Genomic DNA, 24,601 nt, shown 5'->3' with positions numbered 1-24,601 from the left:
ATGCCTTTCTGTTTCGTTTGAGGGCGCAATGTGCGCGGCAGGACGAGGGCACGGTAGCCGTGCGCGCGCCGCATTCCGGCCATCGCCGGCAGGCCGCGCGCCGGATGCACTAAACTTGCGGGAATTTTGCATCGCCGCGCCGGGGCCGACGCCCGCCTGGCGCGACGATGCGGCGACTCGCGGGCCGGCGCGGGTGCCCGGCGCCCGTGTGCGTCCGGGGCCCGCGCCGGCCGATTTTTCCCGACCCATGACGACCCATACCGATCCCGCCTATCTGCTCGGCGAGCTGCTGAAGAACGTTTCCCGCTCCTTCTACCTGACGCTGCGCGTGCTGCCCGACGGCATGCGCGACCCGGTCGGCCTCGCGTACCTGCTCGCGCGCGCGGCCGACACGATCGCCGACACGGCGCTCGTCGCGCCCGATCGCCGGGCGGCGTTGCTGACCGACCTGCGCGACGAGATCGAACGGCTCGGCGACGGCGCGGCGCTGTCGCGTTCGCTCGAGGACGTGACGCGGATGCAGACCGATTCGCACGAGCACGTGCTGCTCGGCGCGATGGAGCCGATGCTCGCGCTGCTGCGCGCGCAGCCGGACGCCGACCGCGCGTCGATCCGCAAGGTCGTCGCGACGCTGACGTCGGGGATGGAATTCGACCTGCGCACGTTCCCCGACGAGCAGTCGGGCCAGGTCGCGTCGCTGCCGACGCGCGACGTGCTCGACCGCTACACGTACCTCGTCGCCGGCTGCGTGGGCGAGTTCTGGACCGACATGACGGGCGCGCATACGCACGCCGCGCGCGGCTGGGATTTGCCGGACATGCGCGAGAAGGGCATTCGTTTCGGCAAGGCGCTGCAGATGACCAACATCCTGCGCGACTGCGCGAAGGACCTGCGCATCGGCCGCTGCTACCTGCCCGAGGATGTGCTGGGCGCGCACGGGATCGGCCTGGCCGACCTGATGTCGCCCGACGCGTCGGCGCGTGCGCGCGGCGTGCTGGTCGACCTGCTGCGCGTGGCGCTCGACCAGTATCGCGACGCGAGCCTGTATACGCTCGCGATCCCGCGCCGCTTCGTACGGCTGCGGCTCGCATGCCTGTGGCCGATCATGATCGGCCTCGAAACGCTCGAACTGCTGGCCGGCCACGACGCGTGGCTCGATCCGGCGAAGCCGGCCAAGGTGCCGAGAAAGCGCATCTACCGGATCATGGCGTCGTCGCTCGCGCTCGTCGGCTCGAACACGGCGATCCGTGCGCGCATGACCGTGCTCGCCGATGCCGTGAATACGCGCCTCGCGCAGCCGGCCACGCGCTGAATCGCGCTGAACGATGCCGGTGCGACAGGCGCCGGCATCGCCCCTTGTCCATCGTCCCTCGTCCCGCGTTCGCCGGGCCGTTTCCGTCTGATCTCCCACGCACCGACTGAAACGTTTTCATGATTTCGTTTCCCGAAATGTGGGTGTCATGAATGTCAGCGATCCTGCGCGGCGGCGTGAATCGCGGCGTCAACAGCGGTTGCGCATTGGTAAGACAAGATTTGCCGAAGGCGTCTGACGACATCGGACGGTCTCGATGCACCAGTAAAAATGTAAAGCTAGGGTTTTCACCGGTAAATGCCGGAAAGGCCCGCCGCGTAAGCGTTTTCAGGTGTTATGTAACCGTTTGGTGAACCCGTGCGTTGCGTCGATCATACGATGACCGACTGCGCATATTGGGAAACGATTGGTAATCCGTCAGAATTGCGCCGGCATGTACTCGCACATGTGTCACAAGACCACACCAGATAAGAAATCATTCTTTGAGGACGGAGAATCAATGAAAAAGCGCGTCGCTTTCGCCATGACGGCAGTTGGCCTTGCAGCCGCTACCGCCGCCCACGCCCAGAGCAGCGTGACCCTGTACGGTATCGTCGATAACGCTATCGCTTGGCAGAACAACTCGTCGGCCACCGGTGCGACCACGGGCGGTCACTCGAAGGTGCAGATGGCCACCGGCATTTGGGCGGGTAGCCGCTTCGGCCTGAAGGGCAGCGAAGATCTCGGCGGCGGCACGAAGGCGATTTTCCAGTTGGAAGCCGGCTTCAACGCGAACAACGGCTCGTCGCAATGGACGAACGGCATCTTCACGCGTCAGGCATGGGTCGGTATGACCAACGCGTCGTACGGTACGCTGACGGCTGGCCGTCAGTACACCGCGTACTACACGCTGCTGTCGCCGTATAGCCCGACGACCTGGCTGACCGGTTACTACGGCGCGCACCCGGGCGATATCGATTCGCTGGATACCAGCTACCGCGCGAACAACTCGCTCGTCTACATGTCGCCGAAGTTCTACGGCTTCACGGTCGGCGGTTCGTACTCGTTCGGCGGCGTTGCAGGCGCAACGAACCGCGGCTCGACGTGGAGCGCGGCGATCCAGTACCTGAACGGCCCGGCAGGCATCGCGGTCGGCTACCAGAAGGTCAACAACGCGACGCTCGGCGGCGGCGCGTGGGGTGCGAACTCGACGGTGCAGAACGGTCTGAATGCGGCTGGTACCAACGGCGTCGAGCCGGCGGTGTCGTCGATCAACAACGGGTACCAGTTCGCACAGTCGCAACAGCGTATCGCCGTGACGGCTGGCTACCAGTTCACGCCGTCGTGGGACATTTCGGCGTCGTACTCGAACGTTCAGTACATCCCGGGTACGGGTTCGGGCTTCAAGAACACGGCGATTTTCAACACGGCAGGCGCCGTGCTGCACTGGAAGGCATCGGCTCAGTGGGACTTCGCGGCGGGCTATTCGTACACGGCGGCAACGCAGTCGAACGGTGTCTCGAGTGCGGCGAAGTACCACCAGGTCACGCTGTCGCAGTACTACAGCCTGTCGAAGCGCACGGGCCTGTATGCGGTTGAGGCTTATCAGCACGCAAGCGGTAACACGGTGACCCCGACGGGCGGCATCGTCTCCGCAACGACGTCGATCGGCGACGGCGTGGGCGCAGGTTCGAAGCAGAACCAGATCGCTGCTGGCGTTGGCCTGATCCACCGCTTCTGATGTCGCGCGGCGCGCGAGCGCCGCTTACGGCATGCGGTATGAAGAACCGGCCTTCGGGCCGGTTTTTTTATGTGCGGCATGCGTTGCGCGTATTGCGGGTTCCGTCGCCGGCGGCATCGAACGGAAGCGGGCGGCGACGGAGGCCGAGCCCGACAAGCGCGCCGCTCACGCGGTGCATGGCGTGCAGGCCGGCGGTGTTCGGCCGGTGCCAACGCCATTCTGCCGGTCACTGCGCCGGGTCATCCGTCCGGCTTCCCGCCAGCGCCTGAAACAACGCCGCCGTATCGGCGAGCCGGTCAGCCTGCGCACGCGTGCGGTCGAGCGTCGTCTGCAATGCCTGCCGCTGCGCGTCGAGCAGATCGAACGTGCTGATCCCGCCCGCCGCGTAACGGTCGCCCGCAATCGCGTTGCTGGCCGCCGCTTCCTGCGCGGCGGCGTCTCTCGCCTGCAATTCGGCCGCGTCGTGTTCGACCGCGCGCATCGCGTCGGCTACCTGCTGAAGCGCCTGCAGCACGGTTTCCCGGTAACTCGCGAACGCGGCGTCGTACGCCGCTTCGGCCGCACGTTTCTTCGCGCGCAGTTCGCCGCCGTGAAAGAGCGGCTGCGTCAGGCCAAGACCGACGTTCCAGATATTCAGCCCGCTCACGATATCCGCGATGCGCGTGCGTTCCGAACCGATACCGGCCGAGATCGAGAAGCGCGGATACAGGTTCGCGGTCGCGACGCCGACGTTCGCGCTCGCCTGATGCAGCACGGCTTCGGCCGCGCGGATATCGGGCCGTTCGCGCGCGAGCGTCGATGGCAGCGTCACCGGCAACGCACGCGGCAACGCGAGCGCATCGAGCGCCAGGTCCGGCAGATCGGCATCGGCCGGCGGCGCGCCGAGCAGGATCGCGAGCCGGTGGCCGGCCTGCGCGAGGCGGGCCGCGAGCGGCGGCAGCGACGCCTGCGTCTGCGCGAGCAGCGCGCGTTGCGCGTGCACGTCGGCCCGCGACACGCCGCCCGCCGCGAAGCGCGCTTCGACGATGCGCAACTGCCGCGCCTGCGCGTCGACGAGCTGCTGCGTGAGCGCGACCTGCTGCGCGAGCGACGCGCGCAGGATCGCGGTGGCAACGACATTGCCCGCGAGCGTCAGGCGCGCCGCGTCGAGCGTGTACGCCTGATAGTCGACCTGCGCGCGCAGCGCTTCGAGCGCGCGCCGGTTGCCGCCGAACACGTCGAGCACGTACGACACGCTCACCGACGCGTCATACAGCGTGAACGGCCCCGGATTCGGCACGTTGGCCGGCAACCCGAACGCGGCGATGTCGACCTTCTCGCGCGTCGCGGACAGGTTCGCGTCGACGCGCGGCAGCATCGTCGCGCCGGCTTCGGCCGCATGGTTCTGCCGCGCTTCGTCGAGCCGCGCGCCGGCTTCGGCGAGCGTCGGGCTGTTTTGCCATGCGGTATCGACGAGCCGGTTCAACGGTTCGGAGCCGAACTGCGTCCACCAGCGCTGCGGCGTGTGCGCGGCTGACGCGAACGTCTGCGCGTCGCCGCCCGGGCCGCCGGCGGCGGCCGTCGTCACGGGCGCCGCGCCGCGCGTGTAGTGTTGCGTGGCCGGCGCATCCGGCGTGCGGAAGTCCGGCCCGACTGCGCAGCCGGTGACGAGCAGCGCAGCGGCTGCCCATGCGCAGCCGCGGGCAGCGTGGGAGGCGAGGGGCGCGGCCGGTTTCATCGCGCGGCGCCTAGTCGAGCGTGCGCCGGTAGAAGCGCAGCGCGACGCTCATCACGACGACCGTGAACAGCGCGACCGGCCACACCGACGGCCACAGGTCGGTCCAGCCGTTGCCTTTCAGCAGGATGCCGCGCACGAGGCGGTTGAAGTAGGTGAGCGGCAGCAGGTTGCCGATGAACTGCGCCCACTTCGGCATCCCGGCGAACGGGAACATGAAGCCCGACAGCAGGATGTTCGGCAGGAAATAGAACACCGCGAGCTGCATCGCCTGCAACTGGTTCTGCGCGAGCGACGACAGCGTGATGCCGACCGTCAGGTTCGCGGCGATGAACAGCAGCGCCGACAGGTAGATCGCGAACACACCGCCGACGAACGGCACCTCGAACACGAACCGCGCGGCCGCGAGAATGATCGACACCTGGATCAGCCCGATGAACACGTACGGGACGATCTTGCCCGTCATCACCTCGAGCGGTCGTACGGGCGTCGCGAGCAGGTTCTCCATCGTGCCGCGCTCGCGTTCGCGCGTGATCGCGAGGCCCGTCATCATCACCATCGTCATGGTCAGGATCACGCCCATCAGGCCCGGCACGACGTTGTATTGCGTGATGCCTTCGGGGTTGTACAGCCGGTGCAGCACGACGTCGAACGCGGCCGGGCGCCCGTTCAGGTGCGCGAGCGGGCCGGTCAGGTCCTTGTCCGCAACGGGCTGCACGAGGCCCGGCAGCGCGCCGATCGCCGACGCGGTCGCGACAGGATCGGTCGCGTCCGCCTCGACGAGCAGCGCCGGGCGCTCGCCGCGCAGCAGCCGCCGCGAGAAATCGGCCGGCACGCTCAGCACGAACTGCACGTCGCCGCGTGCGAGCGCATGCCGGCCGGCCGCCTCGTCGGGCAGCGTCTCGACGATGTCGAAATACGCGGAATTGCGCATCGCGGCGATAAAGCTGCGCGCGAACGGGCTCGAATCGCCGACGATCACCGCGGTCGGCAGGTGCTTCGGATCGGTGTTGATCGCGAAGCCGAACAGCGCGAGCTGGATGATCGGCACGCCGACGATCATCGCGAACGTCACGCGGTCGCGGCGCAACTGCAGGAATTCCTTCAGCACGATGCTCCACCAGCGCGCGACCGAGAACGATTCGCGCAGGCCTGCCCACGCGTTCATGACGACCCTCCGCCGGGCGGGCCGGATGCGAGGCCCATCATGTAGATGAAGACGTCCTCGAGCCCGGTGTCGATCGGCGCGACCTGCAGCGATGCGTGGCCGTCGGCTTGCGCCGCGACCTGCGCGAGCGTCGCGTCGAGCAGCGCGCGATCGTGGCCGCTCACGTGCAGCGCCGAGCCGAACACGACCGTCTGGTCGACGCCCGGCATCGTGCGCAGCCGCGCGGACAGTTCGGTCAGGCGCTCGCCGGTGATCGCACGTGTCGACAGGTGCTGCGACGCGACGATCTCCGCCGACGTGCCCTGCGCGAGGAGTTCGCCATACGCGATATACGCGAGCTTGTGGCAACGCTCGGCCTCGTCCATGTAGTGCGTGCTGACGAGCACGGAGATCCCTTGCGCGGCCAGCCGGTGCAGTTCTTCCCAGAAGTCGCGGCGCGCGGCCGGGTCGACGCCGGCGGTCGGCTCGTCGAGCAGCAGCAGTTCGGGTTCGTGCAGCATGCACGCGGCCAGCGCGAGGCGCTGCTTCCAGCCGCCCGACAGTGCACCGGTGAGCTGGTCCGCGCGGCTCGCGAGGCCGAGCCCGTCGAGTGCGCGCGCGACGACCGCCTTGCGGTCGGACATCCCGTACACGCGCGCGACGAAGTCGAGGTTCTCGCGGATCGACAGGTCTTCCCAGTACGAGAAGCGCTGCGTCATGTAGCCGACGCGCCGCTTGATCTGCGCGCTGTCGCGCACGATGTCGTAGCCGAGGCAGGTGCCGCTGCCCGAATCGGGCGTCAGCAGGCCGCACATCATCCGGATCGACGTCGTCTTGCCGCTGCCGTTCGGCCCGAGAAAGCCGAAGATCTCGCCGCGTGCGACGCGCAGCGAGACGTCCTTCACGACGTGCTTGTCGCCGAAACGCTTGTTCAGGCGATCGACGTCGATCGCGTATGGCGCGTTCATTGCACCTCCACGGCGACGGGCTGGCCCGGATGCAGCTTCGGCGCGTCGGCGACGGCGGGGCGCGCCTCGACCATGAACACGAGCTTGGTCCGGCTCTCGTTGCTGTAGATCACGGGCGGCGTGTATTCGGCCTCGCTCGACACGTAGGTGATGCGTGCGGGCACGTCGGCTGCACAGCCGTCGCAGCGGATCGCGACCGTGCGCCCCGGCGCGAGCGACGCGATGGCCGCTTCCGGCACGAAGAAGCGCACCTTCAGGTTTTGCGGCGGAAGCATCTGCACGACCGGATTGCCGGCCTGCACCCATTCGCCGATGCGGTACAGCGTGTCGTACACGCGCCCGGCGGCGGGGGCGGCGACGCGCTTCTGGTCGAGCTTCCATTGCGCAACGGCTAGCGCCGCCTGCGCGGCGTCGACCTGTGCGGCCTGCGCGGCGACCTGCTGCGCGCGGCCCGGCAGGCGCGCGACGTCGACCTGTTTCCGCAGCTCGCGCATCTGCGCGTCGGTGGTTTGAGCGGACGTGCGCGAATCGTCGAGTTGCTGCTTCGACAAGCCGCCGGCCGCGTACTGGCGTTCGTCGCGTGCGAGTTGCGCGGCGGCCCGCGCGGCCTGCGCGGTGGCCTGCGCGAGCTGCGCCTGCGTGACCGCGACTTCCGGCGGGCGCTTGCCGGTCTGCAGGTCGGCAAGCTGTGCGCGTGCCGCCGCGAGCTGATGTTGCGCCTGCAGCAGCGCGGCCGTTTCGCTGGCGGCTTCGAGCGAGAACGCCGGCGTGCCGGCCGCGATGGCCTGGCCGCGTTCGACCGACAACTGCGTCAGCGTGCCCGATTGCGACGACGACAGGTACACGAATTCGCCTTCGACATAGCCCTGGTAGGTCGTGCCGTGGTTCGCCTGCCGTCCGCAACCGGCGAGCAGCGCGACGGCGGCGGCCAGCGCGAACGGCAGCGCGCGGGCCGCGTTCACGACGGCCTCCGCGGCGCGCGTGTGCGGGGCGCGGCGGCCGGCGGCCGCATCCCGGAACCGAGCAGCGCGCGGACGTGCCGGTGCAGCACGTCGCGGTCGATCGGCGGCAGGCCGCGCGCGCTTTGCCACAGTTTCGCGGTCGCGAGCGGCAGCATCACGAGCGCGATGATCGAATGAAACAGGAACGCGGGTTCGAGTGCGGGGTTCAGCGTGCCGGCCTGCTGCGCGGCGCGGATGCGTTCGGCGAAACGCCCGACATGCTCGAGCGGAATGCGTCGGAGCATCCGCTCGCGCAGCAGCCCGCCTTCGTGGACGATCTCGCGCAGCCAGATCGACGGCAGCCACGGCATGCGACGCGTGACGTCGAAGAAGCGGTCGACGAGTTCGGCGACGAGCGCGAACGGATCGTTTTCGATCTGCGGCTCGGTCGGCCGCCACACGAACGCGATGACCTGCGCGAGCCGTTCCTCGACGATCGCGTCGAGCAACTGCTCGCGGTTCGTGAAGTAGTAGTGGACCATCGCCGACGTGACGCCGGCGGCGGCGGCGATCTGCGCGACCGTCGTCGCGGCGATGCCGCGCTCGGCGAACAACTGCATCGCGACGTCGAGCATATGGTCGCGCAGGTCGAAATCGTCCACCGACGGGCGGCGCCCGCGCGGCCTGGCGACGGTGGATTTCGCGTTCATGCAGACGACGCTAATTGATGAGTTAGTTAATTTCAAGGAAGGGTTTTCGCCGCCATTGATCGGGATCAAGCGCGTGTCGAATGGCGGCGCGGACGAGCGGGGACGCGATGCGGCGGCGGGCAGTATGCCGCTGGCGGTGTGTAGGGAGCGGTTAACGGGAACCAGCGGGGAATCGGCGAGAACCGGCAGGAAGCCGATCGCGAAGCCGGGGCGCGGGCAGAATATCGCGCGCCCCGGAACGTCGTTACTGATCGATCGGCGACGTCAGCGGCGCGTGTTCGCCGGTCAGCCCGAACACGACGAGCTGCGCGGGCTCGGTCGCGCTCGCATTGCGCGACACCTGGTGGCGCGAGCCGGGCGCCTCGTACCAGCCTTCGCCGGCGCGGTAGCGGCGCAGCGGGCCGCCGTTCACCTGCGACAGCACTTCGCCTTTCGACACGACCGCGAACACCGAGCCGAGGTGCTTGTGCGCTTCGGAAGCCTGGCCGGGCGCATAGTCGACGGTCGCGACGACGGCGAGCTTGCCGGGCGCTTCGGGCACGGCCTGCCGCATGATCGCGTGCACGTTGTCGCCGGCGTCGTGCGCACGGGCGGCGGCCGGCAGCGCGGCGCCGAGCGCGAGCCACGCGCACAGGGCGGCGCGGCGGAGAGGGGGGCGGATCATCGTCGTCTCCTTACTCGGGCATCTTGCGGAACGCGATCGCGAAGCGGTTCCACGAGTTGATCGTCGCGATCAGCATCGACAGGTCGAACAGCTCCTCGTCGCTGAAATGCGGCTTCACGGCTTCCCAGACGGCGTCGGGCACGTGGTTGCTGGCGACCAGCGTCAGCGCCTCGGTCCACTCCAGCGCGGCACGCTCACGCTCGGTGAAGAAAGGCGTTTCGCGCCACGTGACGACGGTCGCCAGACGGCGGTCGGTTTCGCCGCCCTTGCGCGCGTCGGTCGTATGCATGTCGACGCAGAACGCGCAGCCGTTGATCTGCGACGCGCGCAGGCGGACGAGTTCGGCGAGCGGCTTTTCGATCGAGCTCTTCGCGAGGAATTCCTCCGCGTTGCGCATCACCTTGATCGCATTCGGGCTGGCGGCATAGAAGTTCAGGCGCGGTTGCATGGCAGGTCCTTGTTCGGTTGGAGCGCACGGTGGCGCGACAGGACCCACTTTAAGGCGCGGACTGGCCTGCTTGAATGACCAATTTCTGGAAAATTCAGGTAACCAGTTCCGAGCCGCCGATACTGCCCGAACCGAGCAGGCCGGCCAGCTTCGCGAGCGCCGTGTCGATACGCAGCGCGTCGATCCCGCCATAGCCGAACAGCAGCCCCGCGCGAACCGGCACGCCGACGTGGAACGCCGAGATGCCGTACAGGCCGATGTCCTGCACGCGCGCCGCGCGGACCAGCGCCGCTTCGTCGAGCCCCGGCTTCAGGTGGGCGGCGAGGTGGATGCCGGCGGTCGGCACGATCGCGTCGAACCATGGCGCGAGTTCGCCGCGCAGATGCGCGATCAGCATCTTGCGGCGCGCGTCGTAGTGTTTTTGCACGCGCTTCAGGTGCCGCGCGAAATCGCCTTCGACCATGAAGCGCGCAAGCGCCGCCTGCGTCAGCGTGCATGTGTGCCAGTCGACGATCTGCTTCGCCTTGGCCAGCGCGCCGCGCAGCGCGCGCGGCGGAATCGCGTAGCCGATCCGCAGTTCGGGAAAGATCGTCTTCGAGAACGTGCCCACGTACGCGACGAGGCCCGTGCGGTCGAGGCTCTTCAGCGATTCCACCGGCCGGCCTTCGAAACGGAACTCGCCGTCGTAGTCGTCCTCGATGATCACCGCGCGGCGGCGCTGCGCCCATTCGAGCAGCGCGACGCGCCGGTCCAGCGTCATCGGCATACCGAGCGGGAACTGGTGCGACGGCGTCACGTAGACGAGGCGCGCGTCGTCGGGCAGCCGTTCCGTGACGAGGCCGTGCGCGTCGACCGGCACGCCGATCACCGTCGCGCCGAGCGACGCGAACGCGGCGCGCGCCGGCGGATAGCCGGGATCCTCGACCGCGACGACGTCGCCGGGCCGCACGACCACGCGCGCGATCAGGTCGAGCGCCTGTTGCGCGCCTTGCGTGACGAGCACGTCGTCCCAGCTGCACGCGACCGCGCGGCTGAACGCGACGTAGCGCGCGATCGCGCCGCGCAACTGCGGGTCGCCGGCCGGGTCGTGATACTGGCCGAGGCCGCGCGCCTGCTGGCGCAGCGCGTGATGCAGGCAGCGCCGCCACGCATCGAACGGGAACAGCGCCTTGTCGGTCACGCCGCCGCGGAAGTCGAAGCCGGGCGAGTCCTGCGGACTGGGCATCGCGAGCGCGTCGGGCAGGTCGTTCCACAGCGCGCGCGCATCGACCGCGTCGATGCGCGGCGTGTCCTCGACGATCGACGGCGACGACATGGCGGCGGCGTGCGGGACGCGCGCGAGACCGTCGGCAACGAACGTGCCGTCGCCCGCGCGCGTAGTCAGGTAGCCCTCGGCGACGAGACGCTCGAACGCGTCGAGCGTGGTCTTGCGCGATACGCCGAGCTGTTTCGCGAGATCGCGTGTCGACGGCAGCCGCGCGCCGCCTTCGAGGCGCCCGTCGACGATCGCGGTGCGCAATTGCCGGAAGATTTGCCCTGTCAGGTCGTGACGGCCTTCGATGCGGATCGCGATGTCCATCGCAGTGGTTACCTTGGGTGACGTGATTTCGCGTCAGTCAGCATACCGGAAACAGGCGGATGGATCGGCGGTGCGGGGGGCGTGGCGCGCTTCGCGCGACGCCGATAGCGGTCGTGACGGCGCAGGGAGTCCGAGTACGGTGCGATGGCCGGCCGGCGAACCGGAGAATCGGGTGGGCCTGGCCGGCGCGGCCCGCCCCGTCCCGGGCATCGGCCGACACCGCGCCCCCGTCGTCCGATTGGACCGCGGCCCGCCGCTGCCTTACGATCCACGACAATCCCACGCCGGAGCGACCTCATGCTGTCTACAGACGAACTTGCGCTGCTCGATGCGATCCGCGCCACCGGCAGCCTGTCGCGTGCCGCCGCGCAGCTCGGCAAGGCGCCTTCGACGGTGTCGCACGCGGCGCGCCAGCTCGAAACACGCTTCGACGCGCTGCTGTTCGACCGGCGCGGCTACCGGATGCAGCTCACGCCGGCCGGATGGCTGCTGGCCGACGAGGCGGCGCGGCTGGCGCTGGACGTTGCGCGGCTGACGCAGCGCGTGCGGCAGGTCGCGAGCGGCTGGGAGGACCGGCTGTGGATCGTCAGCGACGAGGTTCTGGAGTTCGACACGCTGCTGCCGGTGGTCCGCACATTCGACGCGCTCGGCTCGGGCGTGTCGCTGCGCTTCACGCACGAAGTGCTCGGCGGCACTTGGGAAGCGCTGCGCGACGGTCGCGCGGACCTGGTGGTCGGCGCGACCAACGAGCCGCCGGCGATTCCGGGCTTCAAATGGTTCGAGCTGGGCGCGATGGAATGGGTGTTCGCGGTGTCGCCGCGTCATCCGCTGGCCTCCGCGAGCGACGTGCTGACGCGGGACGCGATCGGCGCGCATCGCGCGGTCGTCGTCGCCGATTCGTCGCGGCGCGCGGCCGGCCGGGCGTATGGCTTGCTCGGCGGGCAGGCCGTGCTCGCGGTGCCGTCGATGCGCGCGAAGATCCTCGCGCAGCGCGACGGGCTCGGCGTCGGCTGGGTGCCGCGCCGGCGCGTGGCCACGCTGCTCGCACGCGGCGAACTCGTCGAGAAGCAGACGGCCGATCCGCGCGAGCCGAACCTGTTGTATGTCGCGTGGCACAGCGATCGCGATGGCCGTGCGCTGCAATGGTGGCTGGAGCAACTGCGCGAGCCGAGACTCACGCAGCGCCTGCTCGACGGGATCGACGTGGCCGGCTGAGTGCCGTCGCCGGGCCGCGGCCGGTGCGAACACGTTCGATGATTTCGAACATGTTCGCAGCACGCGTCGTACGTCAAGGTCGGGCGCCACGCGCATCCTGTGTTCACGGTCAACTCACCGGTTCACTGGAGAACATCATGCAACGCTTCGAAGGAAAAACGGTCCTCGTCACGGGTGGCAACAGCGGCATCGGCCTGGCGGCCGCCCGCGCATTCGCGGCCGAAGGCGCGCGGGTCATCGTCACCGGGCGCGACGCGCAGACGCTGGAAGCCGCACGGCAAACGCTCGGCGAAGGCGCGCTCGCGATCCGCAACGAGGCCGGCAGCGTCGCGTCGGCCCGCGCGCTGGCGGACGCGATCGCGACCGCGGGCGTGCGGCTCGACGCCGTGTTCATCAACGCGGGCGTCGCGAAACTCGCGCCGTTCGCCGACAGCGACGAGGCCATGTGGGACCTCGTGTTCAACACCAACGTGAAGGGCGCGTATTTCCAGATCCAGTCGCTGGTGCCGCTGCTGAACCGTGGCGCGTCGATCGTGATCAACGGCTCGATCAACGCGCACATCGGGATGCCCGGCTCGTCGGTGTACGCGGCCAGCAAGGCGGCCGTCAATTCGTTCGCGAAGACGCTGTCGGCGGAACTGCTGCCGCACGGCGTGCGCGTGAACGTCGTGAGCCCGGGGCCCGTTCAGACGCCGCTGTACGGCAAGCTCGGGCTCGACGCGGCGACGCTCGACGAGACGGCCGACAAGATCAAGGGCCTCGTCCCGATCGGCCGGTTCGGCACGCCGGACGAAATCGCGTCGACGGTGCTGCACCTCAGCGCGCCGGAATCCGCGTTCATCGTCGGCGCGGAAATCATCGCGTCGGGCGGGATGGGTTTGCTCTGATCCGTGACGCCGGCGGGGCTGCAACCGACCGGCGCAATGCTGGGCGGACGGCCCCCGTCCCGGCCGGACGGCGCGAACGGGGCTCGCGAACCGTACCTATCGCGATGCACAGGCGCCTGGCGTCTCGCCGCGTGCGTCGAGCTGCGTCACCGTGAGTCCGGAGAACGTCGCGCGGCCATGCTCGGCAAACACGGCGATGCGGTCCGCATCGAGCGGCGGGAAGATCAGGTCGGTGAGCGCCACGCGGCCGCCGTTCGCGAACACTTCGACCGATCCGCGATCGACGACGATCTCGAGCCGCAACTGCCCGCGCTCGAGCGGCAGGTCCACGATGTGCTCGCGGCTGAACGTACCGGCGAAATCCGCTTCGCCGGACCGGGAGCGGTCGAGCGTCAGCGTGCGTTTCGCCGTGTCGTACACGATCCGGGTGCCGATCGAGCCGTCCGCCGAACGCCGGACGATCAGGCCCGCGCGTGCCGCGTGCTGCGGCGCGATCGTGACCGTGACGCGCTGGACGTCGCCGCGCGTCGCGGCCGACAGCTCGCGTGTAGCGGAATCGACCGCGAGGTCGCCTTCGTGCGTGACGGGCCTGCCGTCCGCCCATGCGTCGAATGCGGCGGCCGGCGCGACGACGAGCGAGGGTTCGCCGTCGATCGTCTTCAGCGACAGTTCGCGCGGCAGGGTTGTCGCGCCGCGCCATGGCGCCGTCGGCACTTTTGCCGCGTAATCCCAGTTGCTCATCCACGCGATCGCGACCGGGCGCGCGCCGGGTGCGCCGGAAAATGTGCCGGCGGCATAAAAGTCGGCGCCGTGATCGACCCAGCGGAATCGGGCAGGATCCGAACCGGCCGGCGCGACGCGGTCGGGCACGAACGTGCGGCCGTCGAAGTTGCCGACGAAGTACATCGCGCCGGACCCGCCGGCGATCGACCACGGATTGACGTTGACGATCAGCACCCACTTGACGTGTCGAGGATCGCCGTCGACCGGCAGCGGCACGAGATCGGGCATCTCCCACAGTGCGCTCGCATGCGGCACGTCCGGCAGCGTGAAGTCGCTCAGGAACGACCAGTGGATCAGGTCGTCGGAACGGTAGAGCTTCACGACCTGGGCATCGGCGACGACCGTCGTCATCAGCCAGTAGCGCCCGGGCGCATACCACGACACCTTCGGGTCGCGGAACTGCTTCGATTCGGGATCGAGCGTGAGCACGGGGTTGTGCGCGTAGGGCCGCCACGTCGTGCCGTGGTCGACGCTGTACGCGAGCGACTGCGCCTGCGTGCCGGGTGCGTGACCCGAGCCGGCCTTGTAGACGCTCGTGTATAGCGCAACCAGCGGTGTCTCGCCTGGCGCCCCGAGGCCCGACGTGTTGTGCATATCGGCGACGATCGAACCGGAGAAGATTTCCTCGGTGGCGTTCGCGCGCATCGCGACCGGCTGCTCGCGCCAGTGGACGAGATCGGTGCTGGTCGCATGGCCCCACGACATGTTGCCCCAGTCGTTGCCGACCGGGTTGTGTTGATAAAACAGGTGGTAACGACCGTTGTCGTAGACGAGCCCGTTCGGGTCGTTCATCCAGTTGCGTTGCGGCGTGTAATGCAATGCCGGTCGCCATTGCGGCGTGCCGTTTTCGGGCGGTGCGCCGCAGGGCGCCGCGGCGGCCTGCGTGCAGGCCGCGCCCGCCGCACACGCGAGCAGCAGCCGGGCGATCCGGAAGGAAAAGCGGGAAAACGTCGATCTCATGCGGGGTCCCGTGCTCCGTCGCGCGAAGCGGGAAAGGAGGGCGCATGCCGCCTGCGAAGGCAGCACGCGCGATCTGCGGAAGAAAAAACGGCGGCGCGCACGCGACACGCGCGATGTGCGCCGCCTCTACGCTTGCGGGCGGTGCCCGCTGCGGCCGTTACGGACGGGTGCCCGGGCCGTCGTTGTGGCCGGCGCCCGTCGCGGGGAGGTTCGCCGGGATGTCGCCATAACCGCCGAGCCCGCCGCGTCCGTAGGCGCGGTCGACCGCCGTCGATGTGCCGTTGATGTTGACCTTCACCGTCGGCGCGAGCGTGCCGCCGCGACGCGGGCCGATCGCATCGATGAACGACTCGACGAGCCCGCCCGGCATCACGTAGTGCGAATACGACTGGAATTCGCGCGGGTTCTGGTTCGGATCCTGCGAATACGGTGCGCCGGCCGGTGCGGAGAAGTCGGTCGGGTTGCCGAGCACGAGGCCGCTGCCGCCGTTCAGCGGCAGGAAGTCGCTGCGGATGCCGTTGCCGACGAAGCCGTACACGCCGTCCGGTCCGTCGACGCCGGCCGCCATCGTCGTGCGGTGGCTGATCGTGAACAGGTAGTACTTGCCGTCCTTCAGGTAGATCTGCGGGCGCTCGGTCTGGTCGTCGACGCAGTTCGCGGACAGGATCGGCGGCAGGAACTTCCATTCCGTCAGTTGCGGGTTCGTCGCGATCGCGAGGCCGACATTGGCCTTTTGATACACTGCGCCCGAATTCATCACCGCGTTGAGATCTTCCTTGTACGGATCGTTCGGCGCGTAGCCGAGATCGGCTTCGGTGCAGGTGCGTGAGCCGCGCGGGCCGCCCGTATTGCCTTCGAACACCATGTAGGTCTTGCCGGGGTGGGCGGGATCGGTGAACACGAACGGATCACGGAACGAGAAGTAGGTGTTTTGCTGGCCGTTCTGGTAGTAGTTGCCGTCCGGCTGCAGCAGCGCCTTGTGATCGTCGAAGCCGCTGAACCACACGTGCTTGTCGTCGGCGTGGATGTGGCCGTCGGCACGCGTGATGATTGCCTGCGGCGGCGTGATGTCAGCGCCGCCGGGCGCCGAGCGGTTGAACGACGTCGCGGTGTAGTAGAGGTTGACGTTGTCGCCGTGCGTGAGGCGCGCCGAGCCCGACCATTCGGCGTTGTTGGTCATCGGCGAGGTGCCGAACACCTTGACGCTCGAGCCGTCCGGGAACAGGTGGCCGCCCCAGGTCCAGCCGCCGTTCGCGGGGCGCTGCGACGCGGGGATGCCCGCGCGGCGATAGAAGAAGCCGATGCGCGCGTGGACGTGGCGGTCGTCGAACGTGTAGCCCGCATGCGGGTCGGCGGTGAGCGAGAAGATCACCTCCCAGCCCTTGTAGCTGAGCTGGTTCGCGCGCAGGTCGGCCAGCGGCCACGTGTCCCAGACCCACACGTTCGAGTTGATCAGCGGGAAATCCTGCGGGATGTCCGGCATCGTCAGCGCTTGCGGCAGCGAGTTCTTGTCGACGCCGTTCGCAGTGTGCGATTGCGCGACGATCTGGCGGATGTCGGCGCGCGTCCAGCGCATCGTGAAGTTGCCTTCGGGATCGTAGGCCTGCTGGGAATGGGGCGTGGGCGTTGGCGCGCCCGTGCCGCCGGACTGCGCGTGCGCGACGGACGCGAAGGCGGCGAGTGCCGCGCCAGCGAACAGCAAACGTTTGGCCGCAGTCGTGCGGCAAAAATGAAAGTATGTCATCTCGACGTTATTTCAGTTGACGGTGAAAGGGAACGGCTGAAGGTGGCATCGATGTCCAAACCGGTTTTGATACTATTTCAAACCGGTTTGGAACGCAAAAGATATTTATTTGACGGTAATGCTTACCAAATGGAAATAATTACCCGATTGAAGCGTCCGGGCATCCGGGCGGCCTGGCGGACCAACGAATGCGAGGAGCGACGGTGAAGGTGAATCTGAAGGCGCTATCGGACGCGCTCGGGCTGTCGCGGACGACGGTCAGTCGTGCGCTGAACGGTTACGACGACGTCAGCGAGGCGACGCGCGAACGCGTGGCGAGGGCGGCACGGGAAATGGGCTATGTGGCGGATCCGACCGCGCGCCGGCTCGCGACCGGGCGGGCGGACGTGATCGGGATCGTCTATCCGTTCGGCGCGGGCGATCTCGGCGATCCGCGTTTCGGCGAGGTCGTCGCGGGCATCACCGAGCGGCTCGCCGAGCGCAATCTCGATTTCATCATCGCGTCTGCGCGACCGAATGCGGAACTGGACACCTATCGGCGGATCGTCGACGGCAAACTCGTCGACGGACTGATCGTCGCGCGCACGCTCGTCGATGATCCACGCATCGCCTACCTGCAGGCGAGCGCGTTTCCGTACGTCGCTTACGGCCGTACGCAGGCTGCCGAGCCGTATGCGTGGTTCGATTTCGACAACGAGGCCGGCGCGCGGGACGCGGTTCGCCGGCTGATCGGTTTCGGGCACCGGCGGATTGCGATGATCAGCGCGCCGCTTGCGCTGAACTTCGCCGCGCAGCGTCGCGCAGGCTATCTTTCGGCACTGCGCGAAGCCGGCATCGAGCCGGATCCGGCGCTGCTCGTCGAGTGCCCGTTTACGCACGACGGCGGGCAGCAGGCCGTGCAGGCGATGCTCGCGCACGCAGGGCGGCCGACGGCGCTGCTGGTCGACAACAATATCGCGGGCGGCGGCGCGTTTCGGGCGCTCGTGGACAGCGGGCTGCGCCTCGGTGAGGACATCTCGCTGATCGTCTATGACGGCGTGCCGCCGGACATCGCGCATCCCCATCGCGTGACGGCGGTCGTGCAACCGACCGGGCACGCATCGGGGCGCGCGCTGGCCGAACTGATGCTGCGGCTGCTCGGTGACGGTGCGCGCGAGCACCGACTCGAGGCGCCGGTAATCGAGGCCGGCGATACGGACGGTCCGTTGCGCGACTAGCCGACGCGGCGGGTGCGACGGAGCGCGATCGGCAGCGGACGTTGCCGAACCGCGCCCCGTCAAAAAGGCCATGACAACGGCAGGGGCGAATGCCCATTTGCTAGACGACCGGTCTAATCAGCAGATATCATCCGCCCTTGTGAATGCGACGACGTTCGCGGCTGGTGCAACAAAGACGCGAAAATGCCATTTCGCGCTGCGATGCTGTTCGTGCCGCGAGATGCCGTCGTTTTATTTGGGATCTTTCTAGACGACTGGTCTAATAGGCGCGTACCGCATTCGGATACATGAGTCGCACGTTGACGCGTCATCGCTGACTAACCGACAGGCGTGCCGCGCCGACCGGCCGAACCGCCGGTCGCGCGGCCCCGTTCCCGTCCATTTTCGAAGGAGTGTCCGATCATGAAGATTCTGGTTGTCCTGACCTCGCACGACACACTCGGCGACACCGGCAAGAAGACCGGCTTCTGGCTCGAGGAACTGGCCGCGCCGTACTACACATTCAAGGATGCGGGCGTCGAGCTGACGCTCGTGTCGCCGAAGGGCGGCCAGCCGCCGCTCGACCCGAAAAGCAATGATCCGGCCGCGCAGACCGACGCGACGCGCCGCTTCGAAGCCGATGCGGCGGCCAAGGCCGAACTCGCTTCGACACGCAAGCTGGCCGATGTGTCGGTGGACGACTACGACGCCGTGTTCTACCCGGGCGGCCACGGCCCGCTGTGGGATCTCGCCGAGGATCTGCATTCGATCGGCCTGATCGAGCGCGCGCTGTCGGCCGGCAAGCCGGTCGCGGCCGTGTGCCACGCGCCGGGCGTGCTGCGTCACGTGAAGAACCCGGAGACCGGCGAATCGGTCGTGCGCGGCAAGCGCGCGACGGGCTTCACCAACAGCGAGGAAGCGGCCGTCGAACTGACGGAAGTCGTGCCGTTCCTTGTCGAGGACATGCTGAAGACCAACGGCGCGGCGTTCGAGCGCAGCGCCGACTGGGCGCCGCATGTTGTCACTGACGGGCTGCTGATCACGGGGCAGAACCCCGCGTCGTCGGAGCCCGCTGCCGAGGCGCTGCTCGCGAAGCTCGGCCACCTGTAAGCCCATGGCGCCGGCCGGGCCGGCGCCGCTCCGCATTCGTCGCCGGGCGCAGCCGGCCCGCCGACGACCCGAATCGTTCCGCCGGGCGCACCGCATGGCGGATCATCCAGTCGTTTCGCAGAACCAAGCAAAGGAGTGGTGCATGTCTGCCCTGTTCGAACCGTTCAAACTCAAGGATGTCACGCTGCGCAACCGCATCGCGGTGCCGCCGATGTGCCAGTACGTCGCCGAAGACGGCGTCGTCAACGACTGGCATCACGTGCATCTGGCCAGCATTGCGCGCGGCGGCGCGGGCCTCGTGATCGCGGAGGCGACGGCCGTGTCGCCGGAAGGACGCATCACGCCGGGCTGCGCGGGGCTGTGGAACGATGCGCAGGCCGAAGCGTTCGCGCCGTCGGTCGCGGCGATCAAGGCGGCCGGCTCGGTGCCCGGCATCCAGATCGCGCACGCGGGCCGCAAGGCGAGTGCGAACCGTCCGTGGGAAGGCGACGACCATATCGCCGACGGCGATCCGCGCGGCTGGCAGACCATCGCGCCGTCGGCCGTGCCGTTCGGCGCGCATCTGCCGAAGACGCCGCGCGAAATGACGCACGACGACATCGCCCGCGTGCAGGCCGACTTCGTCGCCTCGGCGAAGCGCGCGCGTGACCTGGGCTTCGAGTGGCTTGAACTGCATTTTGCGCACGGCTATCTCGGCCAGAGCTTCTTCTCGGTGCATTCGAACCGACGCGACGACGAATACGGCGGTTCGGCCGAGAATCGCGGCCGCTTCCTCGTCGAGACCGTCGCGGCCGTCCGCAAGGTGTGGCCCGAGCATCTGCCGCTGACCGCGCGCCTGGGCGTGATCGAATACGACGGCCGCGACGAAGAGACGCTCGCCGAGTCGATCGCGCTCACGCAGCGGATGAAGCAGGCAGGGCTCGACATGCTGAGCGTGTCGGTCGGCTTCTCGACGCCCGACGCGCAGATTCCGTGGGGCCCGGCGTTCCTCGCGCCGATCGCCGAGCGGGTGCGCCGCGAGGCCGGGCTGCCGGTGTCGTCCGCGTGGGGGATCGACACGCCGCAACTGGCGAACCGCGTCGTCGCCGAAGCGCAGCTCGATCTCGTGATGGTCGGCCGCGCGCATCTCGCCGATCCGCACTGGCCGTACTACGCGGCAAAGCAGCTCGGCGTCGAGCGTCCGTCGTGGACGCTGCCCGCGTCGTACGCGCACTGGCTCGAGCGTTACCGGCTCGCCGACAAGGTGGCCTGAGCGGAGGCGGCAACACGGCGCGTGGGTGGGCGGCCCGCGCATGACGCGCGCCGCCGATCCGGCGCCGATGGATAGAATGGCGGTTCGCGCAGGCCGGTTGCCTGCGCGAACCGCCATTTTTTCATTTCGACAGAGGTGTCATGGGCACACATGTCCCGTCGTCTCACGATTCCGCCGCACGGCCGCGCGGGCAGCAGATCGCCCGCATCGGGCTGTATGCGGCGCTGCTGGTGCTCGCGCTGTGGGTGATCCGCGACTTCATTCCCGCCATCGCGTGGGCCTGCGTGATCGCCATTGCGATGTGGCCGCTGCTGAAACGCTTCGAATCGCACCGGCTGTTCCGCGACCGGCCGACGGTCATCGCGCTCGTCATCACGGCGGCGATCTCGCTGCTCGTGGTGCTGCCGGTGGCCGTCGCGGCGATCCAGGCGGTCGGGCAGGCGCATGACCTGCGCGTATGGCTGCAGACGATCCAGGACACCGGCATTCCGGTGCCGGACGTGGTCGGCCGGCTGCCTTACGGTTCGGCGCAGATCACCGAATGGTGGCAGGCCAATCTCGGTCATCCGCTGCATGCGGCCAGCGCGATGCACGGCGTCAACAGCGAGAAATTCCTCGCGTTCGGCCGGCAGTTCGGTACGAAGCTCGCGCATGCACTGCTCGAATTCGGTTTCATGCTCGTCACGCTGTTCGTGATCCTGCGCGCCGGCCACAAGCTGTCGGGCGCGTTGCTGCAGGGCGCGCAGCGTGCGTTCGGGCGCAACGGCGCGGAGCTGATCGAGCGGATGGTCGCGGCCGTGTTCGGCACGGTGACGGGGCTCGTCGTCGTCGGGCTCGGCGAGGGCGCTCTGCTGGGCATCGCCTATGCGCTCGCGGGTGTCCCGCATGCGGCGCTGCTCGGCCTCGTGACGGCGGTCGCCGCGATGCTGCCGTTCTGCGCGCCGATCGTGTTCTGCGGCGCGGCGCTCTGGCTGTTCGTGCAGGGCGCGACCGTGTGGGCCGTCGCGGTGGCGGCGCTCGGTTTCGTCGTCGTGTTCGTCGCCGAGCATTTCGTGCGGCCGGTGCTGATCGGCGGCTCGACACGGCTGCCGTTCCTGCTCGTGCTGTTCGGCATCCTCGGCGGCGCCGAGACGTTCGGCCTGATCGGGCTGTTCGTCGGGCCCGCGCTGATGACGGTGCTGACGATGCTGTGGGCCGAATGGATCGCGTGACGACGCACGCCGTTGCGCCGGCTTGAAGTATCGGCGCAGCAGCACGGTGCGCGTGCAGGCATGCGCCGGCCGCAACGATCGGCGACGATCCGGCGTGCGCAGGGGCACGCCAGGCAAGGATTCGGATGCGGATCTCTACATTTCTTTTCGATCCGGACCCAAAGGTCTAGTAGCATGGGGCTTTCGATCACGCCGGCATGGCGCAGCAGATTTCCCCAAGCATGCGATTGATTCCGATGTCCCGTCCCGCAGCGACGCTGTCCCTGGTCGCCGGCTGCCTGATGTTGCACGGCTGCGCGTGGTTCGACCCGTGGCTGCCGTTCTCGTATTCGCGCACGCCGCTCGCGAGGGCCGCGTCGCGGCATGGAGCGACACGCGCCGATGTGGTCCGCGCCGGCGGCAACCCGCGCAGCGTATGGATGGTCCGCAACGGCAGCGGCGTCTGCTACAACTACTTCATCGAGCACGGCGACGACCACCGGTCTTACTTCGTCGTGTTCGACAAGGCCGGCGCGGTCACGCAATACGGCTTCGATTCCTGCATGGACGCCGACCGCAAGGGCACGCTCCAGCCGGGCAAGACCGCTTCGCGCTAGCGCGGCGGCCGTGCGCCGCGCCTGCCGTCACGCGATCGTGTCGACCACGCCGCCGTCGACGCGCAGTGCGGCGCCGGTTGTTGCCGAAGCCTGCGGCGAGCATACGTAAACCACCAGGTTCGCGACTTCCTCGGTCGTCGCGGGCCGCTGGATGATCGAGCTCGCACGATGGTTGCGCACGAAATCCACGGCCACGTCTTCGACGCTGCGGCCGGATGCGTCGGCCGTTTCCTTCAGCAGCGCACGCACGCCTTCCGACATCGTCGGCCCCGGCAGCACCGAATTGACGGTCACGTTCGTGCCGGCCGCGAGCTTCGCGAGGCCGCGCGCGATCGACAACTGCGCGGTTTTCGTGAATCCGTAGTGAATCATGTCGACCGGGATGTTCAGCCCCGATTCCGACGAAATGAACACGATGCGCCCGGCGTTGCGCTCGATCATCCCCTTCAGGTAATGCCGCGCGAGGCGCACGCCGGACATCACGTTCATCTGGAAGTAATGTTCCCATTCGTCGTCGTCGATGTCGAAGAACGCCTTCAGGCCGTAAATGCCCGCGTTGTTGACGAGGATGTCCGCATCGGGCGTGTGCTGCGTGATGCGCGCGACGCCGTCCGCGTCGGACAGGTCGGCGGCGACGCCATCGAAGCGCGCGTCGGGCACGGCAGCGCGCAGTTGCGCGAGCGCGGATTGCACCGACGCGTCGCTGCGGCCGTTGACGACGACGCGCGCGCCGGCGCGCGCGAGCCCTTCGGCGATCGCGAGTCCGATGCCGGCGGTGGAGGCGGTGACGACCGCGGTCTTGCCTTTCAGATCGATGTGCATGAGCGTGACGGGAGAGGAGGGAACGGGAACCGCCGCGCGTGCCGCGACGGACGAAATTCAAAGCTTAGGCGAAACGGCGCGATCCGGCATCGAAGCCGGGCGATCCGGTTGCGCGGCGCCGCACAGTCTTGTACGGTGAGCGTTCGCCGTCCGAACCGGGAGCCCGCCGCGTGAGCCGTACCGTCAACCGATCCGTCGTGCCGTCGCCGTTCTGGCGCGATGCCGCGCTGCCGTTCATCGAGGCACGCACCGTCGACGACGGGCGCGCGATCTGCTACGCGAAGCACACGCACGACACGTTTTCGGTGGGCGCGATCGTCGGCGGCACCAGCACCTATCTGAACGGCGCGACCAACGAGCACGTCGGGCGCGGCGTGCTCGTGATCATCGATCCGGAGCAGGTGCATGCGTGCAATCCGTATGGCCCCGACGTGTGGGCGTACCGGATGGTCTACGTCGACGTGCCATGGCTCGCGCGGCTGCAGCATTCGCTGGGCCGCGATCCGAACTGCGATTTTCACGGGTTTTCGCCGAAGTTGACCGAGCGGCGCGACCTGTTCGCGCAATTTGGCGGCTTCTACCGCACACTCGTGTCGCCCGGCATCGAGCCGCTCGGCAAGGAGAGCGCGGCAGTCGAATTCTTCACGGCGCTGCATGGCGCGCTTGATCGCGAACTGCCCGACACGCGGCCCGGGGACGACAACGCGAAGCTCGCGCGCGCGGCCGACTATATCGCCGCGCACTGCCGCGAGGGCGTCACGCTCGATGCGATCTGCGCGGCGGCCGACCTGTCGCCGTCGTACCTGATCCGCGCATTCAACGCGCGCTACGGCATGACGCCGCATGCGTTCCTGGTCGATCGACGCGTGCAATACGGCCGCACGGAGCTGCGCCGCGGCCGGCCGATCGCCGAGGTCGCGCTCGACGCGGGCTTTGCGGACCAGGCGCATTTCCAGCGTGCGTTCCGGCGGATCGCGGCCGCGACGCCCGGGCAGTACCGCGGTGCGACAAGCTGAGCAGCAGCGCGGCTACACGTCGAGCAGGAACAGCGCGCTGCCCGCGAGCAGCAGTGCCATCAACCGGTTGAACATGCGCATGCGCCGCGCATTCGCGAGCCGGTGCCGCAGCGAAGCCCCCGCATACGCCCAGCATGCGATCGACGCGAAACAGATCACCAGATACAGCGCGGCGAATTGCCAGACCTGCGTGCGGTCGCCATCGGCCGCATATGCGCCCATCGCGGCCACGCACGCGAGCCACGCCTTCGGATTCAGCCACTGCATCGCCGCGCCGGCCGCCGCCGACGGGCCGGCCACGTCCGGGTCGGCCGACAGCCGGCCGTCATCGAGCGCGAGCCGCAGCGCCATATACAGCAGGAACGCGATCCCCGACCATTGCGTGGCGGTCGTCAGCACGGGCCAGCGCACCAGCGCCGCGTGCAGGCCGAGGCCGATCAGCAGGAACAGCGCGACGAAGCCGAGCGTCGCGCCGGCCGCATAGCGCAGGCTCGCGCCGAGGCCGTGGCGCGCACCCGCGCTGAGCGCGACGATGTTGACGGGACCGGGGGTGATCGACGAGGCGAGCGCGAACGCGGCCATCGAAACCAGCATGCTCATCAGGTG

23 protein-coding genes are annotated in these 24,601 nt (G+C 68.5%); 11 read left to right on the top strand and 12 right to left on the bottom strand.

Translation table 11 applies throughout. From position 1 onward, the window contains the following. Window positions 1-247: 247 nt before the first annotated feature. Both CUJ89_RS25030 and CUJ89_RS25020 read left to right on the top strand, forming a co-directional pair. Window positions 248-1,312 carry a phytoene/squalene synthase family protein gene (locus CUJ89_RS25030; protein WP_114180067.1) on the top strand — a complete coding sequence of 355 codons (1,065 nt, stop codon included), beginning with the start codon at window positions 248-250 and terminating at the stop codon, window positions 1,310-1,312. Window positions 1,313-1,811: 499 nt separating this feature from the next. Beyond that, the gene (locus CUJ89_RS25020) at window positions 1,812-3,032 is read left to right on the top strand and encodes a porin (protein ID WP_114180065.1); all 1,221 of its coding nucleotides are present in this window, start codon (window positions 1,812-1,814) and stop codon (window positions 3,030-3,032) included. A 226-nt stretch (window positions 3,033-3,258) separates the two neighbouring features. Here CUJ89_RS25020 and CUJ89_RS25015 read toward each other — a convergent pair whose 3' ends face one another. The 8 genes from CUJ89_RS25015 to CUJ89_RS24980 form a co-directional block, all read right to left on the bottom strand. Then, window positions 3,259-4,749, bottom strand: a complete 1,491-nt coding sequence (locus CUJ89_RS25015) for an efflux transporter outer membrane subunit (protein ID WP_114180064.1) — start codon at window positions 4,747-4,749, stop codon at window positions 3,259-3,261. Between the two features lie 10 nt (window positions 4,750-4,759). Further along, entirely contained in the window at window positions 4,760-5,914 is a 1,155-nt protein-coding gene (locus CUJ89_RS25010; protein ID WP_114180063.1) for an ABC transporter permease, read from the bottom strand. Next, window positions 5,911-6,861, bottom strand: a complete 951-nt coding sequence (locus CUJ89_RS25005) for an ABC transporter ATP-binding protein (RefSeq protein WP_114180062.1) — start codon at window positions 6,859-6,861, stop codon at window positions 5,911-5,913. Before CUJ89_RS25005 ends, CUJ89_RS25010 begins: the two co-directional genes overlap by 4 nt. Continuing rightward, window positions 6,858-7,823 (bottom strand): HlyD family secretion protein, encoded by a 966-nt coding sequence (locus CUJ89_RS25000; protein WP_114180061.1) that lies wholly within the window; start codon window positions 7,821-7,823, stop codon window positions 6,858-6,860. The genes CUJ89_RS25005 and CUJ89_RS25000 overlap by 4 nt, the downstream gene beginning before the upstream one ends. After that, window positions 7,820-8,512, bottom strand: coding sequence for a TetR/AcrR family transcriptional regulator (locus tag CUJ89_RS24995; RefSeq protein WP_114180060.1), 693 nt, complete (start codon window positions 8,510-8,512; stop codon window positions 7,820-7,822). The genes CUJ89_RS25000 and CUJ89_RS24995 overlap by 4 nt, the downstream gene beginning before the upstream one ends. A gap of 244 nt (window positions 8,513-8,756) precedes the next feature. Next, entirely contained in the window at window positions 8,757-9,176 is a 420-nt protein-coding gene (locus tag CUJ89_RS24990) for a cupin domain-containing protein (RefSeq protein WP_114180059.1), read from the bottom strand. Window positions 9,177-9,186: 10 nt separating this feature from the next. Next, the gene (locus CUJ89_RS24985) at window positions 9,187-9,624 is read right to left on the bottom strand and encodes a carboxymuconolactone decarboxylase family protein (protein WP_114180058.1); all 438 of its coding nucleotides are present in this window, start codon (window positions 9,622-9,624) and stop codon (window positions 9,187-9,189) included. A gap of 94 nt (window positions 9,625-9,718) precedes the next feature. Then, window positions 9,719-11,203, bottom strand: a complete 1,485-nt coding sequence (locus tag CUJ89_RS24980; RefSeq protein WP_114180057.1) for a PLP-dependent aminotransferase family protein — start codon at window positions 11,201-11,203, stop codon at window positions 9,719-9,721. A gap of 297 nt (window positions 11,204-11,500) precedes the next feature. Here CUJ89_RS24980 and CUJ89_RS24975 point away from each other — a divergent pair, with 297 nt between their 5' ends. Further along, window positions 11,501-12,418 (top strand): LysR family transcriptional regulator, encoded by a 918-nt coding sequence (locus CUJ89_RS24975; protein ID WP_114180056.1) that lies wholly within the window; start codon window positions 11,501-11,503, stop codon window positions 12,416-12,418. A 137-nt stretch (window positions 12,419-12,555) separates the two neighbouring features. After that, window positions 12,556-13,305 (top strand): SDR family oxidoreductase, encoded by a 750-nt coding sequence (locus tag CUJ89_RS24970; RefSeq protein WP_114180055.1) that lies wholly within the window; start codon window positions 12,556-12,558, stop codon window positions 13,303-13,305. Between the two features lie 96 nt (window positions 13,306-13,401). On the opposite strand, the gene CUJ89_RS24965 is transcribed toward CUJ89_RS24970, so the two are convergent. Next, a complete protein-coding gene (locus tag CUJ89_RS24965) occupies window positions 13,402-15,048 on the bottom strand; it encodes a glycoside hydrolase family 32 protein (protein WP_114180054.1) in 1,647 nt (548 codons plus the stop codon). Between the two features lie 157 nt (window positions 15,049-15,205). Next, a complete protein-coding gene (locus CUJ89_RS24960; protein WP_236655078.1) occupies window positions 15,206-16,624 on the bottom strand; it encodes a glycoside hydrolase family 68 protein in 1,419 nt (472 codons plus the stop codon). Here CUJ89_RS24960 and CUJ89_RS38620 point away from each other — a divergent pair. The 6 genes from CUJ89_RS38620 (at window position 16,583) to CUJ89_RS24935 (ending at window position 22,157) form a co-directional block, all read left to right on the top strand. Next, window positions 16,583-16,999 (top strand): hypothetical protein, encoded by a 417-nt coding sequence (locus CUJ89_RS38620; protein WP_236655076.1) that lies wholly within the window; start codon window positions 16,583-16,585, stop codon window positions 16,997-16,999. The two genes, CUJ89_RS24960 and CUJ89_RS38620, sit on opposite strands and share 42 nt — an antisense overlap. Beyond that, a complete protein-coding gene (locus CUJ89_RS24955; protein WP_114180052.1) occupies window positions 16,981-18,009 on the top strand; it encodes a substrate-binding domain-containing protein in 1,029 nt (342 codons plus the stop codon). The genes CUJ89_RS38620 and CUJ89_RS24955 overlap by 19 nt, the downstream gene beginning before the upstream one ends. Before the next feature lie 402 nt (window positions 18,010-18,411). Then, window positions 18,412-19,098, top strand: a complete 687-nt coding sequence (locus CUJ89_RS24950) for a type 1 glutamine amidotransferase domain-containing protein (protein ID WP_114180051.1) — start codon at window positions 18,412-18,414, stop codon at window positions 19,096-19,098. 142 nt (window positions 19,099-19,240) lie between these two features. Then, entirely contained in the window at window positions 19,241-20,350 is a 1,110-nt protein-coding gene (locus tag CUJ89_RS24945; protein WP_114180050.1) for an NADH:flavin oxidoreductase/NADH oxidase, read from the top strand. Between the two features lie 140 nt (window positions 20,351-20,490). After that, the gene (locus CUJ89_RS24940; protein ID WP_114180049.1) at window positions 20,491-21,561 is read left to right on the top strand and encodes an AI-2E family transporter; all 1,071 of its coding nucleotides are present in this window, start codon (window positions 20,491-20,493) and stop codon (window positions 21,559-21,561) included. A 221-nt stretch (window positions 21,562-21,782) separates the two neighbouring features. Further along, on the top strand, window positions 21,783-22,157 hold the full coding sequence (locus CUJ89_RS24935; protein ID WP_114180048.1) for a hypothetical protein: 375 nt from the start codon (window positions 21,783-21,785) through the stop codon (window positions 22,155-22,157). A gap of 27 nt (window positions 22,158-22,184) precedes the next feature. Here CUJ89_RS24935 and CUJ89_RS24930 read toward each other — a convergent pair whose 3' ends face one another. Further along, a complete protein-coding gene (locus CUJ89_RS24930; protein WP_114180047.1) occupies window positions 22,185-22,979 on the bottom strand; it encodes an SDR family NAD(P)-dependent oxidoreductase in 795 nt (264 codons plus the stop codon). A 170-nt stretch (window positions 22,980-23,149) separates the two neighbouring features. Between CUJ89_RS24930 and CUJ89_RS24925 the strand changes: the two genes are divergently transcribed. After that, window positions 23,150-23,995 carry an AraC family transcriptional regulator gene (locus CUJ89_RS24925; protein ID WP_114180046.1) on the top strand — a complete coding sequence of 282 codons (846 nt, stop codon included), beginning with the start codon at window positions 23,150-23,152 and terminating at the stop codon, window positions 23,993-23,995. A gap of 12 nt (window positions 23,996-24,007) precedes the next feature. Here the strand turns inward: CUJ89_RS24925 and CUJ89_RS24920 are convergent, their stop codons facing one another. Then, on the bottom strand, window positions 24,008-24,595 hold the full coding sequence (locus tag CUJ89_RS24920; protein ID WP_114180045.1) for a LysE family translocator: 588 nt from the start codon (window positions 24,593-24,595) through the stop codon (window positions 24,008-24,010). Window positions 24,596-24,601 lie beyond the last annotated feature (6 nt).

Origin of the sequence: Burkholderia pyrrocinia (genome assembly GCF_003330765.1) — a bacterium.
Lineage (GTDB): Bacteria > Pseudomonadota > Gammaproteobacteria > Burkholderiales > Burkholderiaceae > Burkholderia > Burkholderia pyrrocinia_B.
This window is presented reverse-complemented; position numbering and strand designations above follow the sequence as displayed.

What these genes read in the sequence shown, in the direction of transcription:
- CUJ89_RS25030 (WP_114180067.1), top strand. Translation starts at nt 248, where the DNA reads ATGACGACCCATACCGATCCCGCCTATCTGCTCGGCGAGCTGCTGAAG.
- CUJ89_RS24935 (WP_114180048.1), top strand. Translation starts at nt 21,783, where the DNA reads ATGCGATTGATTCCGATGTCCCGTCCCGCAGCGACGCTGTCCCTGGTC.
- CUJ89_RS24975 (WP_114180056.1), top strand. Translation starts at nt 11,501, where the DNA reads ATGCTGTCTACAGACGAACTTGCGCTGCTCGATGCGATCCGCGCCACC.
- CUJ89_RS24930 (WP_114180047.1), bottom strand. Translation starts at nt 22,979, where the DNA reads ATGCACATCGATCTGAAAGGCAAGACCGCGGTCGTCACCGCCTCCACC.
- CUJ89_RS24955 (WP_114180052.1), top strand. Translation starts at nt 16,981, where the DNA reads ATGCGAGGAGCGACGGTGAAGGTGAATCTGAAGGCGCTATCGGACGCG.
- CUJ89_RS24920 (WP_114180045.1), bottom strand. Translation starts at nt 24,595, where the DNA reads ATGAGCATGCTGGTTTCGATGGCCGCGTTCGCGCTCGCCTCGTCGATC.
- CUJ89_RS24940 (WP_114180049.1), top strand. Translation starts at nt 20,491, where the DNA reads ATGGGCACACATGTCCCGTCGTCTCACGATTCCGCCGCACGGCCGCGC.
- CUJ89_RS24980 (WP_114180057.1), bottom strand. Translation starts at nt 11,203, where the DNA reads ATGGACATCGCGATCCGCATCGAAGGCCGTCACGACCTGACAGGGCAA.
- CUJ89_RS25020 (WP_114180065.1), top strand. Translation starts at nt 1,812, where the DNA reads ATGAAAAAGCGCGTCGCTTTCGCCATGACGGCAGTTGGCCTTGCAGCC.
- CUJ89_RS24970 (WP_114180055.1), top strand. Translation starts at nt 12,556, where the DNA reads ATGCAACGCTTCGAAGGAAAAACGGTCCTCGTCACGGGTGGCAACAGC.
- CUJ89_RS24990 (WP_114180059.1), bottom strand. Translation starts at nt 9,176, where the DNA reads ATGATCCGCCCCCCTCTCCGCCGCGCCGCCCTGTGCGCGTGGCTCGCG.
- CUJ89_RS24950 (WP_114180051.1), top strand. Translation starts at nt 18,412, where the DNA reads ATGAAGATTCTGGTTGTCCTGACCTCGCACGACACACTCGGCGACACC.
- CUJ89_RS24985 (WP_114180058.1), bottom strand. Translation starts at nt 9,624, where the DNA reads ATGCAACCGCGCCTGAACTTCTATGCCGCCAGCCCGAATGCGATCAAG.
- CUJ89_RS24960 (WP_236655078.1), bottom strand. Translation starts at nt 16,624, where the DNA reads ATGCGCTGGACGCGCGCCGACATCCGCCAGATCGTCGCGCAATCGCAC.
- CUJ89_RS24965 (WP_114180054.1), bottom strand. Translation starts at nt 15,048, where the DNA reads ATGAGATCGACGTTTTCCCGCTTTTCCTTCCGGATCGCCCGGCTGCTG.
- CUJ89_RS24945 (WP_114180050.1), top strand. Translation starts at nt 19,241, where the DNA reads ATGTCTGCCCTGTTCGAACCGTTCAAACTCAAGGATGTCACGCTGCGC.
- CUJ89_RS25005 (WP_114180062.1), bottom strand. Translation starts at nt 6,861, where the DNA reads ATGAACGCGCCATACGCGATCGACGTCGATCGCCTGAACAAGCGTTTC.
- CUJ89_RS25010 (WP_114180063.1), bottom strand. Translation starts at nt 5,914, where the DNA reads ATGAACGCGTGGGCAGGCCTGCGCGAATCGTTCTCGGTCGCGCGCTGG.
- CUJ89_RS24995 (WP_114180060.1), bottom strand. Translation starts at nt 8,512, where the DNA reads ATGAACGCGAAATCCACCGTCGCCAGGCCGCGCGGGCGCCGCCCGTCG.
- CUJ89_RS25015 (WP_114180064.1), bottom strand. Translation starts at nt 4,749, where the DNA reads ATGAAACCGGCCGCGCCCCTCGCCTCCCACGCTGCCCGCGGCTGCGCA.